General features: G+C 47.8%; 12 protein-coding genes. 2 read left to right on the forward strand and 10 right to left on the reverse strand.

The genetic code is table 11. The annotated features are described in order from the left end of the window. Window positions 1-15: 15 nt before the first annotated feature. The 10 genes from ACO0KV_RS10765 to ACO0KV_RS10810 form a co-directional block, all read right to left on the reverse strand. On the reverse strand, window positions 16-1,590 hold the full coding sequence (locus ACO0KV_RS10765; RefSeq protein ID WP_423042529.1) for an HDOD domain-containing protein: 1,575 nt from the start codon (window positions 1,588-1,590) through the stop codon (window positions 16-18). Between the two features lie 267 nt (window positions 1,591-1,857). Further along, on the reverse strand, window positions 1,858-3,324 hold the full coding sequence (gene rng, locus ACO0KV_RS10770) for a ribonuclease G (protein ID WP_423042530.1): 1,467 nt from the start codon (window positions 3,322-3,324) through the stop codon (window positions 1,858-1,860). A gap of 12 nt (window positions 3,325-3,336) precedes the next feature. Beyond that, the gene (locus tag ACO0KV_RS10775) at window positions 3,337-3,954 is read right to left on the reverse strand and encodes a Maf family protein (protein ID WP_423042531.1); all 618 of its coding nucleotides are present in this window, start codon (window positions 3,952-3,954) and stop codon (window positions 3,337-3,339) included. Between the two features lie 20 nt (window positions 3,955-3,974). After that, on the reverse strand, window positions 3,975-4,445 hold the full coding sequence (gene rlmH / locus ACO0KV_RS10780) for a 23S rRNA (pseudouridine(1915)-N(3))-methyltransferase RlmH (protein ID WP_423042532.1): 471 nt from the start codon (window positions 4,443-4,445) through the stop codon (window positions 3,975-3,977). 120 nt (window positions 4,446-4,565) lie between these two features. After that, on the reverse strand, window positions 4,566-5,267 hold the full coding sequence (rsfS, locus tag ACO0KV_RS10785; RefSeq protein ID WP_423042533.1) for a ribosome silencing factor: 702 nt from the start codon (window positions 5,265-5,267) through the stop codon (window positions 4,566-4,568). Window positions 5,268-5,271: 4 nt separating this feature from the next. Further along, window positions 5,272-5,943: a nicotinate-nucleotide adenylyltransferase gene (gene nadD / locus ACO0KV_RS10790; RefSeq protein WP_423042534.1), complete on the reverse strand. Its 672-nt coding sequence runs from the start codon at window positions 5,941-5,943 to the stop codon at window positions 5,272-5,274. Next, window positions 5,934-6,833: an oxygen-dependent coproporphyrinogen oxidase gene (gene hemF / locus ACO0KV_RS10795; RefSeq protein WP_423042535.1), complete on the reverse strand. Its 900-nt coding sequence runs from the start codon at window positions 6,831-6,833 to the stop codon at window positions 5,934-5,936. The genes nadD and hemF overlap by 10 nt, the downstream gene beginning before the upstream one ends. A 132-nt stretch (window positions 6,834-6,965) precedes the next feature. After that, a complete protein-coding gene (gene purD, locus ACO0KV_RS10800) occupies window positions 6,966-8,240 on the reverse strand; it encodes a phosphoribosylamine--glycine ligase (RefSeq protein ID WP_423042536.1) in 1,275 nt (424 codons plus the stop codon). 1 nt (window position 8,241) lies between these two features. After that, on the reverse strand, window positions 8,242-8,967 hold the full coding sequence (locus tag ACO0KV_RS10805; RefSeq protein WP_423042537.1) for a YebC/PmpR family DNA-binding transcriptional regulator: 726 nt from the start codon (window positions 8,965-8,967) through the stop codon (window positions 8,242-8,244). A 238-nt stretch (window positions 8,968-9,205) separates the two neighbouring features. Continuing rightward, the gene (locus ACO0KV_RS10810) at window positions 9,206-9,409 is read right to left on the reverse strand and encodes a hypothetical protein (RefSeq protein ID WP_423042538.1); all 204 of its coding nucleotides are present in this window, start codon (window positions 9,407-9,409) and stop codon (window positions 9,206-9,208) included. A 244-nt stretch (window positions 9,410-9,653) separates the two neighbouring features. Between ACO0KV_RS10810 and ACO0KV_RS10815 the strand changes: the two genes are divergently transcribed. Together ACO0KV_RS10815 and ACO0KV_RS10820 are read left to right on the forward strand one after the other, a co-directional pair. After that, window positions 9,654-10,565, forward strand: coding sequence for a DMT family transporter (locus ACO0KV_RS10815; protein ID WP_423042539.1), 912 nt, complete (start codon window positions 9,654-9,656; stop codon window positions 10,563-10,565). Window positions 10,566-10,574: 9 nt separating this feature from the next. Further along, complete coding sequence (locus tag ACO0KV_RS10820) at window positions 10,575-11,549, forward strand: quinone oxidoreductase family protein (RefSeq protein WP_423042540.1); 975 nt, start codon at window positions 10,575-10,577, stop codon at window positions 11,547-11,549. Window positions 11,550-11,562 lie beyond the last annotated feature (13 nt).

The following is an 11,562-nucleotide window of genomic DNA, read 5'->3' on the forward strand; positions in this document are numbered from 1 at the left end:
ACCCCAGAGCATTATCTATAACACCGCGTGCATCTTATGGCTACGCATCATCGCCGCCAGCATCTGATTTTTTAATGTCTTGATCAATGCCGCTTCGTCATCTGGTACACCTTCCTCCGCAACAATGGCGCGGTCAGCATAAATAAATCCCAGCGGTTTTTTCAGTATTGTCAAAGGCAAAATCATCAAGCTGCCTGTATCCGGTAATAGCGCTTGATGCCACCCTGGGAGAAGGTTGCGGATCTTGGGGGCCATTGCATCAGAGATCATGACATCAACGTTATTATTCATCGCTAAGTGAAATAAATCTGCTTCATATTTACCCGCAAAATGAAACCCTCTTTGGATCGTCAGATAGTCTTCGCCGACAGAAGTGCGCGACAGGTAGTCTCCTGTTGTTGGATCGCGTAAACAAATCGTGGCAAAGCGAAAGCCCATGCTGGTATAGAGCGTTTCGAGAATGAGCATCGTCAGGTCACTGATGCGCACCTCCTCTGCTGCTAGCATTTGGGTTACATCCTGTACGCCTGCCAGAAGTAGCTTATGCGCATTAAAGGGCTTGCCGCTCAGATGCTTTGCAGGGGTAAACGGTGCTGCGAGCGCTGCGGTTGTCGTCATAAATTCGCTGGCGATGTCTACATTATGACTGGTCTCATCCGACTGGGAATAATCGTTGGAAAGGGTGATATTCATCGTTTTCGCCAATTGTCTTGTTTCAGCTTCTACTTTTAGCAGCATGGCATCCAGCGCTTTTTGATCAATATCGAGTACTTTGCGATATTTTTTCAGAATCTTGTCGACCTGATCTGTGGCGCTATGGTTTCCTACCATGATCAATTTTGCTAAGGTATCACTGAAGCTGGCAACGTGTTTGAGCCAGTCCACACGAAGAGATGGTTTGTTGATGGCATCAAACTCGACTACACCGATGGACCGGATAATGCTTTCTGGGATACTCCATGCGCGCAAGACAATTTCGTTGAGGCGTTCGAAACTGCAGCCTAATAAACGTTCCGCCGCCTCACTGGGTGTTGTGTTTGTCGTTTCAGATAATTGTTTGATTTGCATATACAACGAATGGTCGAAAGAGGCGACCAGAACGCTGCCAATATTTTTAAATAACGCGGCGACCGCGGCTTCTTCGCTAAACTGAAAATGACCTCGTTGCGACATCTCCCGTCCGATAATGCTGGCGCATAAAGATTGGACTAATTCTCGCCGGACGCTAACTGCCTGTGCTTTGTCATTAAAAAAATCAATCAGGAGCATGGCCATCGCACTGGTTTTGACCGTATTAAAGCCCAATAAAAAAATAGAATGTGAAATCGTTGTAATCGCGGCGCTGGAACTGCGGCGATATTGCACTGAATTAGACAGACTTAAAATTTTTTGGGTCAGACCGACATCGGAGAGGACGAAGTGCGCCAGTCGGGCAACGGAATCTTCATCAGAAGAAGTAATCTCTATTACCTTAGCGATCGCAACACCGAGCGTGGGTAAGGCGCTCTCTTCATTAATCTTCCGCAGAAGGCGCTCCAACTGAAAGCTGGGCATCGTAACTGGAGGGACTGCTGTGTCTGTCTGTCGCATAATTTGTGCTTTTTCACCCAATGATGGTCATTCAACGTGTCGATGCGTTACTGATGCTGAATGGTTGTTTACCTTGCAGCCTTACCAGGTACCGCTCTTACTAGACACGGCGGTGCAGAAAGCTTAATGATATAAAAATTATAGCGATGAGTTTTTGAAAACGCAACCAAAAATAAATATTGGTGCAATTGAGGAAAAAAAGGGGGGGATGGTCAGGCTAACTGGGTTTTTACTTTAGTCAGCCTGACGCTGAGAATGCAATACTGATTACATCAAAATAATGTCGTATTGTTCCTGATGGAAGACGTTCTCAACTTGTAGTGAAATTGGCTTGCCGATGAAGTCGCCGAGCATCGTGAGGTGCTGTGATTCTTCTTCTAGGAACATATCAACCACGATCTGTGATGCCATGATACGGAATTCACGCGGGTTAAACTGTTTTGCTTCGCGCAGTAGTTCCCGCAGAATTTCATAGCAAATAGTGCGCGCTGTTTTTACCTGGCCTTTACCTGAACAGGCAGGGCAGGTTTCGCACAGAATATGAGCGAGTGATTCGCGGGTACGTTTGCGTGTGACTTCAACTAAACCCAAAGCTGAAAAGCCAGACACTGAGAGTTTAGTGCGGTCGCGTGACAAGGCTTTATTTAATTCTGCTAAGACAGCGGCCTGATGCTCTTCGTTCTCCATATCGATGAGATCGAGAATGATGATGCCGCCCAGATTGCGCAGGCGGAGCTGACGGGCAATAGCGTGTGCAGCCTCCAGATTGGTTTTAAAGATCGTATCGTCAAAGTTACGTCCGGCGACAAAACTGCCTGTATTGACGTCGATCGTGGTCATTGCTTCGGTCTGATCAATGATCAGATAACCACCGGATTTGAGATCAACCCGTCGGCCTAACGCACGCTCTATCTCTTCTTCGACACCATACAGATCAAAAAGTGGACGCTCACCGGTATAGTGGGATAGCTTAGGAATGACCGACGGCATATAGCGCGTCGCAAATTCTTGCAGCATTAAAAAATTCTCTCTGGAGTCAACCTGGATACTGTCAGTTTCTTCATTGACGAAGTCGCGTAGCACGCGCTGCGCTAGGTTCAAATCCTGATAGAGGAGGCTGGTCGGCGGTTGCGTCTTGGCGAGTTGCGTGATGGTTGACCAAGTACGACGTAAATAATCTACGTCCGCTTTCAGATCTTCGTCAGAAGCATCTTCAGCCATTGTACGTACAATGAAGCCACCTTTTTCATCCGGCTGTTGCAGACTTTGTACCTTGTTACGCAGGGCTTCACGTTCCTGTTCGTTCTCGATTTTTTGAGAAATACCGATGTGTGAATCTTGCGGCAGATAGACCAACATGCGACCAGCGATCGAAATCTGCGTGGATAATCGCGCTCCTTTGGTACCGATGGGATCTTTAATAACCTGCACAGTCACCGCCTGGCCATCGTAAAGTAATTTTTCGATGGGCGTCAGCGGTGTCGCAGAATTACTATCCGGTAGGCGGGCATCCCAGATATCGGCAATGTGCAAGAACGCGGCACGTTCTAAGCCAATATCAATAAACGCTGATTGCATTCCTGGTAGAACCCGGACTACCTTTCCGAGATAAATGTTACCGACCAAGCCGCGGGATAAGGTCCGCTCAATGTGCAATTCTTGTACCGCACCCTGAAAAATTAGGGCTACGCGGGTTTCTTGCGGTGTGATGTTGATGAGGAGGTTTTCGCTCATGAAATTCAGATGTTAAGGGATAAAAATTCCAGACTGACGTAACACTTTGCAAGTCTCAAATAACGGTAATCCCATGATGCCAGAATAACTGCCATTGATGTTGGAAATAAAGCGCGCCGCAACACCTTGAACCCCATATCCACCTGCCTTGTCGTAGGGTTCGGTAGTCTGACAATAGGCCAAAATTTGCGCTTCTGTCAGCGGCGCAAAACTGACCTCTGAGGTATGAGTGACTGTGTCAAGACCGTGCATATGCTGAACCGCGATGTTTGTCAGCACGTGATGGGTGTTCCCTGCAAGCTGCGTTAACATCGCTACGGCTTCTTCTTGATTTGTTGGTTTTCCGAGTATTTTTTGATTAATTACCACAGTGGTATCGGACGCCAGAATGGGTCTTGGTTGGAGCTTTCGCAACTGCATCACTTTCCAGGCCATGGCTGCTTTTTCCTGTGTGACACGGCTGACATAGTCATATGGAAGTTCACCTGGCAACACAACCTCGGTTACATCTGGGCCGCGAGGTGGTGCATCGCGTAGCAACAACAGATCGTATTCGATACCAATCTGATTTAACAGTTCGCGGCGTCGTGGACTTTTTGAAGCGAGATAGATTTTATTTTCGTGCAGCATACTGGTCTGTCATGAAGAGATTAAACACGATGATACGGATGGTTCTGGGTGATTGTCCAGGCGCGATAAAGTTGTTCTGCGAGGATAACTCTCACCATGCCGTGTGGCAGAGTCAGACTAGAGATCCGGATCAGGCCATCGGCATTGGCTTTGAATCCAGCATCGAGCCCATCGGCACCGCCGATGACAAACACGACATCACGACCATCTTGTTGCCAGTTGCTGAGGTTTTGGGACAGCGCAACGCTAGTCCAGTCTTTGCCTCGTTCATCTAAGGCGATGACGCGGGCATTTTTGGGGATAACAGCCTCAATCTTAGCGCGTTCTAACGCCATGACCGTTTCTGCTGTTTTGCTGCCAGAACGCTCGATGGGTTTTATTTCTTTGAGATGAATACGTATTTCTGGAGGCATGCGTTTTGCATATTCCTGAAACGCAGTTTCAATCCATTCAGGCATCTTGTGCCCGACAGCGGCGATGATGAGTTGCATGTTATTGCTTTTGATGAAAACGTAAAAAGGGAATCTGTCATTGAGGCTAGCACAAGTGATATAACAGCACTCAAGCAAATGGCTGCACGAGGCAGCCATTGTTTGCTTCTGAATAAGTGTTTATTCAGCTGTTTTTTTACGCGCCGGACGTTTGGCTGCTGCTTGTTTGGCTGAGGCGACTGCTGTTTTGGTCGCTGCGACTTTAATCCGGCCACCGGTTGGGATTTTTGCAGGTTTTACTGCACTGCCGTCAGCTGCCTTACGGGCTGCTGGCTTACGTGCTGGTTTTGCTTCGCCGTCAGCCGCTTTTGTTGCACGTGGCTTACGGGCTGGTTTCTTCTCATCATCGAGGGTTGTTTGAATCGCCATCATGTCGTGCGTAACTTCCAGCGGCGCTGCTTTACCAGTTGTTTTACGCGGAGCACGTTTTGGCTTGTCTGCATCGTCAGATTCAGCAGTCACACGTTTTACTGTACGTTTTTCTGCGCCGAGTTTGACAGGCTTATCGCCCCATAACTCTTCCAGACGGTAATAAGCGCGGATCGCTGGTTGCATAATATGAACTACCATGTCGCCCAAATCGACCAATACCCATTCACCAGTCGTTTCACCTTCAACGCTGATGACTGCGCCGCCATTTTCTTTCACTTTGTCGCGTACGGATGCTGCTAACGCTTTGGTCTGGCGATTGGATGTGCCGGATGCCACTAATACGCGGTCAAATAAGCTCGTCAGATGGGTTGTGTCGAATAACTGTATATCCTGTCCTTTGACGTCTTCTAATGCATCAACGACTAAGGCTTGTAATTTTTTAATATCCATTTTTTTAATAAATTGAATGTTGTTGTATGTAGTCTAGCACCTTGTGGGGGACTAGCAATCTCATTGTCGGGTTATGCTGTTTTAATTCGGTGCGCAGTTGGGTTGCGGACACATCGACTGCCAAATCAGTTTCTATCGTCGTTCTGCCAAATGGCTGACGGCGCATTTCTTCTGCATTGCTCAGTCGTTCATGCCATTCTTTGGCAACTTCCCGTGACGCTATGTTCAAACTATATCCGGGACGTGCCGCAACACATAAATTGGCAACCTCGAATAAATCACGCCATTGATACCACGTATGCAAATTTAGCAGCTGGTCTGCACCCATCGCAAAAATCAGCGATGTGTCTGGGCCAAGTGCTGCACGTAACTGCCTGAGCGTATCGACGGTGTAACTGCTCTGCTGTTGTTCTGCGCGCTGGATTTCTTGCTCATCGATGATGATTGGGCAGTCGGTCCAGTCCTCAAAAGCCAGTTTTAGCATACTGACTCTTTGCTCTGATGTAGCCGTCAGAGCTGATTTTTGCCAAGGTTGCCCAGCGGGAATGAGTCGCAATTCATCCGGCTCAAGCAGGCGAGTAAGGCATCTCGCTAAGGCGACATGGCCGACGTGGACGGGATCGAAACTACCCCCCAGCACCAGTACACATCGCGTTTCTTTTATTGTTAAACCCATTCCCTGTGCGCCAGAAATTCGGTGGACAGTCTGGCTTCCGGACTATCTGCCTCCGGCGTCCAGTTATAGCGCCACTTTACAATCGGCGGCATCGACATCAGGATGGACTCGGTCCGACCGCCTGATTGCAAGCCAAAATGGGTACCACGATCAAACACTAGGTTAAACTCCACATAACGACCACGCCTGTAAGCTTGGAAGTCACGCTCTTGTTCACCATAGACCAGAGTGTGACGCTTTTCAAGAATTGGACGGTATGCAGGAATAAATGCATCGCCAACTGCTCTCGTCATCGCAAAACTGCTGGTGAAATCAAGTTCGTTAAAATCATCATAAAAAATACCGCCAACGCCGCGTGCTTCTTTACGGTGTTTCAGGTAAAAATACTCATCGCACCATTTTTTAAAGCGCGGATGTAAGTCTGCACCAAATTGTGAAACGGCATCTTTACATGTTTGATGAAAATGCTGCGCATCTTCTTCAAACCCATAATAGGGTGTCAGATCCATGCCGCCACCAAACCACCACACAGGATCCTGACCTTCTGCATGGGTGATGAAGAAACGGACATTCATGTGTACCGTTGGTGCATACGGATTGCGCGGATGTAATACCAGCGACACGCCCATGGCTTCCCATTTGCGGCCTGCCAGCTCAGGGCGGCTGGCGGCAGCAGAAGGGGGTAAATTATTTCCCATGACGTGTGAGAAGTTAACCCCACCGCGTTCAAACACCTGGCCTTCTTCAATGACTCTGGAAATACCGCCGCCACCTTCAGGGCGCTCCCAGCTATCCGTCAGAAATTGCTTGCCGTCGACTTCCTCTAATGCTGCAACGATATTTTTTTGCAACGATAAAAAGTAATTCTTAACAGCTTGAGTATCCGTCATTCTATTGCCTTCTTAAAAAGCAAGACGGGCTGGACAGTGTCCAGCCCTAATTTCCGTGCAAGTCGTGATTTTACAGGACTTGAGCCCGTCAGCTCAGCTATCTTTGAGCCTGATCTTTGCTTGGTAATAAATTTAGTGTTTTTTGTTCAGCGCACGCCAGCCGATATCATGGCGGTATTGTGCTCCATCGAAGTGAATTTTCTCCACGACATCATAAGCATGTTTCTGTGCCAGCTTGACTGTATCGCCGAGCCCGACGACGCATAGCACACGGCCGCCGTTGCTCAGCAAGGTTTTCTCATGCTGGATAGTACCAGCATGGAAAGTCACACTGTCTGCAGTTTCTGCCGGAATGCCCGTAATTTTATCGCCTTTGCGCGGTGTATCCGGATAACCAGCGGCTGCCATCACCACCCCCATTGCTGTACGGCGATCCCATTCCAGTTCGACAGCGTCGAGCGTGCCGTTGACCGCGTGTTCCATTACGTTGAGCAAATCTGTTTTGAGACGCGCCATGATTGGTTGTGTCTCTGGATCGCCCATACGGCAATTGAACTCCAATGTTTTTGGATTGCCGTGGTCATCAATCATCAGACCAGCATACAGGAAGCCTGTGAAGACGATACCGTCTTTCGCCATTCCTTGGACGGTTGGGTCGATAATTTCGCGCATCACCCGTGCATGCAACTGCGGTGTGACAATCGGTGCCGGTGAATAAGCACCCATGCCGCCGGTATTTGGTCCTTCGTCATTGTCTAAGAGACGTTTGTGATCCTGGCTGGTCGCTAACGGTAAAATATTTTTGCCGTCGACCATCACAATAAAGCTGGCTTCTTCACCAACTAAAAATTCTTCAATAACAACGCGCGCGCCAGCATCACCCAGTTTGTTATCAGACAACATCATATCAACTGCATCGTGCGCTTCTGCCAATGTCATTGCAACAACTACGCCTTTACCGGCTGCCAGGCCGTCTGCTTTGATGACGATCGGTGCACCTTTAGCTGCGATATAGTCGTGCGCCGCTTGCAGATCTGAAAAAGTTTGGTATTCCGCAGTCGGAATTGCATGTTTTTTCATGAAAGCTTTGGCAAAATCCTTGGAGCTTTCGAGCTGTGCTGCTTCTTTTGTTGGTCCGAAAATTTTCAGGCCGCGATCACGGAAAATATTCACGATACCAGCCGCCAGCGGCACTTCCGGTCCGACGACAGTCAAGCCTATATGTTCTTGCTCAACAAAGTCAGCCAGCGCAGATGGATCTGTGATGTTGATGTTTTTCAGACGGACATCACTCGCGGTTCCACCGTTACCTGGTGCGACAAAAATCGTCTGTACGCGTTCCGATTGAGCGAGTTTCCAGGCGAGTGCATGTTCACGGCCACCCGAGCCGACAACGAGAATTTTCATATTATTCTTCAACGATGGCGTTTGTATAGATTTCCTGGACGTCGTCCAGATTTTCAAGAGCATCCAGCAATTTTTGCATTTTGATCGCGTCCTCACCAGTAAAAACAGTCTCAACGTCTGGCTTCATGAGGACTTCCGCAACTTCTGGTTTAAATCCAGCAGCTTCTAATGCAGAACGGATATCAGACAGGCTGAATGGTGCGCATAATACTTCAATACCGCCTTCATCATCCGTGATGACGTCATCAGCACCTGCTTCTAACGCAGCTTCCATCAAGGCATCTTCATTCGTACCTGGTGCAAACAACATTTGGCCGCAATGTTTAAACATAAAGGCAACGGAGCCTTCAGTGCCCATATTGCCACCGTATTTATTGAAAGCATGGCGAACTTCTGCCACCGTACGAACGCGGTTGTCAGTCATGCAGTCAACGATCAATGCGGCACCACCGATGCCATAACCTTCATAGCGGACTTCTTCATAGTCGGCGCCTTCTAATGTGCCAGCGCCGCGCTGAATAGCGCGGGTCACGTTTTCTTTTGGCATATTGGCATCAGCCGCTTTATCCACAGCGAGACGCAAGCGCGGATTGGAGTCAACGTCTTCACCACCCATACGGGCAGCAACGGTAATTTCTTTAATCAGACGGGTCCAGATTTTGCCGCGTTTTGCATCAGTCGCCGCTTTTTTATGCTTAATATTGGCCCATTTACTATGTCCTGCCATGATCGCTCTTTCCTGAATCGGCAATAACACACCCGTTTGAGTGGCAGTTTTGCCTGGCTTAGTTTGATATTGAAGAGCGGCATTTTACCATATTGCTACAGCAGAAATTCTTGAAATCGATTGCATTCGCGAATGGAGCGTGGGTCGGAGCCGAAAAACCGAAACCAATTAGCCCATGCGTTCAACGGCGATGGATGTCGCGAATGATCGTTTTGATATCGCTAACCAGGACAAGCGCTTATGGTTGTTCGATCGTCGGAGTTGATTTTCCTGGCACTTTTGCTTGCGATAAACGACGAAATATCTGCTGCAATTCATTGTTCTGGTTCGTTGCCTCGCGATGATCGTGGCTTACAGGTACGGATAGGACCGCTTTGGTGACCAGTTTTGGAAGTATCAGTTTTTCTTCTGAAAAAAGTTCTCTTGGTGTGAAGCATTGCATGGGATAGGGCTTTTTGTAAAAAGAAGTTTAGATTGTAAGTAAATATTTGTTGATTAATCGTTAAGTAAAGTCACATTCTCATGTTATTAGGACAAAAAATGTAAGTGATTGTTATATTTTTTCTATCAGGAAATATACTGAGAAGATTCTTTCCCGTTGTGAGCGTTTTTTCTGCGAGAAAAGTTGCGTCACGATGTGTACGCAAAGAAATCAGAAACTTGTATATAGCTTTACAATGCCAACTATGAACTCATCAATTACCTCACCGTCTCGTCGCCGGCACTATTTAGGCGGTTTAATGATCGCTTTGACCGGTGCCATTTTATTTTCAACTAAAGCGATCGTCGCTAAGTTGATTTATCGCTATCACGTCGATGCGGTGACGCTGATTACGTTTCGCATGGCATTTTCGTTTCCGCTTTTTGCAGGAATCGCTTTATGGCAAATGAAAACTTCAGCACCATTATCCGCAGCTGATCGCTGGCGTCTGGTTGGTTTGGGGCTAGTTGGTTACTATTTGTCTTCTTTTCTGGATTTTTTGGGTCTGCAGTACATCACCGCAGGACTGGAGCGGCTGATTTTATTTTTGACGCCCTCGTTTGTGTTATTGATGTCGGCGACTTTTTTAAAAAGAAGAGTGACGTTGCTTGAGTGGGCTGCACTGATTGTCAGTTATGCCGGCATTATTTTGGTTTTTTTGCATGATTTGAAATTTGGCGGCGATAACGTTTTGTTAGGCTCGACGATGGTATTGGGGGCCGCAGTGTCCTACGCTGTCTATCTGCTCCAGTCAGGTCAACTAGTGACTACTGTGGGATCGATGCGTCTAGTGTCGTATGCCATGTGCGTATCGAGTGTCGCTTGCATCGGACAGTTTTTCGTTTTGCGACCCGTTTCGATGCTGGTTCAGCCAACTGAGGTATATTGGCTGTCTCTAATTAATGCCATATTTTGCACTGTACTGCCTGTATTTATGACGATGATTGCCGTCAAACGCATCGGTGCGGCCACGGCTTCTCAGGCGGGCATGATTGGCCCTGTTTCAACCTTATTTTTAGGTGCTTTTTTTCTTGCTGAGCCAATTACTACGTGGCAACTGGGTGGTACGGCTTTAGTAATGGGTGGTATGTACTTATTGTCAAAAAAGAAAATTTAGGAGAACGCAATGGTTAAAGCAGTCAGGATGCATCAAGTTGGTGGCCCCGAAGTCATGGTGTACGAGGAGGTAGCACTGGGCAAACTAGGTCCGGGTGACGTGTTGGTCCGACATAAAGCTTGCGGGCTGAATTACATTGACGTTTATTTTCGGACCGGATTGTATCCCCAAGCTTTACCTGCTGGTTTAGGGATGGAAGGTGCGGGTATTGTTGAGGCTGTGGGGGAGGGTGTTACTTATGTTGCCGTCGGTGATCGTGTTGCGTATGCAGGGCGTCCGGTGGGCGCTTACGCAGAAGCCCGCATCATGCCAGCAGATACCTTGGTCCGTTTGCCTGACAGTATTTCTTTTGAGACGGCAGCAGCGATGATGTTGCAAGGGCTGACTGTCCAGTATTTGTTTCATAGAACATTCGCTTTGCAAGGTGGTGAAACAATTTTGTTCCATGCGGCCGCAGGTGGAGTTGGTTTGATTGCCTGCCAGTGGGCACGGGCAATTGGTGTCACCATGATTGGCACGGTTGGTTCCGATGAAAAAGCGGCACTAGCGAAAGCCCATGGTTGTGCCCACGTAATTAATTACAATACAGAAAATTTTGTCGAGCGGGTGAAAGAAATTACCGGAGGGAAAGGCGTGCCAGTTGTGTATGATTCCATTGGTAAAGATACATTTATTAATTCACTGGACTGCCTTTCTCCTTTAGGTATGATGGTGAGTTTCGGCAATGCATCTGGTGCTGTCCCGCCATTTAGTCTCAATGAGTTGGCTTCACGGGGGTCTTTGTTTATTACCCGTCCTAGCCTGATGAGTTATACCGCCAAACGCAGCGATCTTGAAACGATGGCAGCCCATTTGTTTTCAATGGTGGAGAGTGGCAAAGTGAAGATTGATATTCACCAGCGATATCCATTGAGTGAGGTAGCGCAGGCCCATCAGGATTTAGAAGCCCGAAAAACAACAGGTTCCACAATATTAATTCCATAGGGCAAAAATTATG

The sequence above is a fragment of the Undibacterium sp. RuRC25W genome (assembly GCF_049339825.1).
In the GTDB taxonomy this organism is placed as follows: Bacteria; Pseudomonadota; Gammaproteobacteria; order Burkholderiales; family Burkholderiaceae_D; genus Undibacterium.

Excerpts from the sequence above, each read along its gene's own strand:
- rlmH (WP_423042532.1), bottom strand. The coding sequence starts at position 4,445 with ATGCAACTCATCATCGCCGCTGTCGGGCACAAGATGCCTGAATGGATT.
- nadD (WP_423042534.1), bottom strand. The coding sequence starts at position 5,943 with ATGGGTTTAACAATAAAAGAAACGCGATGTGTACTGGTGCTGGGGGGT.
- ACO0KV_RS10810 (WP_423042538.1), bottom strand. The coding sequence starts at position 9,409 with ATGCAATGCTTCACACCAAGAGAACTTTTTTCAGAAGAAAAACTGATA.
- ACO0KV_RS10765 (WP_423042529.1), bottom strand. The coding sequence starts at position 1,590 with ATGCGACAGACAGACACAGCAGTCCCTCCAGTTACGATGCCCAGCTTT.
- ACO0KV_RS10815 (WP_423042539.1), top strand. The coding sequence starts at position 9,654 with ATGAACTCATCAATTACCTCACCGTCTCGTCGCCGGCACTATTTAGGC.
- ACO0KV_RS10820 (WP_423042540.1), top strand. The coding sequence starts at position 10,575 with ATGGTTAAAGCAGTCAGGATGCATCAAGTTGGTGGCCCCGAAGTCATG.
- ACO0KV_RS10805 (WP_423042537.1), bottom strand. The coding sequence starts at position 8,967 with ATGGCAGGACATAGTAAATGGGCCAATATTAAGCATAAAAAAGCGGCG.
- ACO0KV_RS10775 (WP_423042531.1), bottom strand. The coding sequence starts at position 3,954 with ATGCTGCACGAAAATAAAATCTATCTCGCTTCAAAAAGTCCACGACGC.
- purD (WP_423042536.1), bottom strand. The coding sequence starts at position 8,240 with ATGAAAATTCTCGTTGTCGGCTCGGGTGGCCGTGAACATGCACTCGCC.
- rsfS (WP_423042533.1), bottom strand. The coding sequence starts at position 5,267 with ATGGATATTAAAAAATTACAAGCCTTAGTCGTTGATGCATTAGAAGAC.
- rng (WP_423042530.1), bottom strand. The coding sequence starts at position 3,324 with ATGAGCGAAAACCTCCTCATCAACATCACACCGCAAGAAACCCGCGTA.
- hemF (WP_423042535.1), bottom strand. The coding sequence starts at position 6,833 with ATGACGGATACTCAAGCTGTTAAGAATTACTTTTTATCGTTGCAAAAA.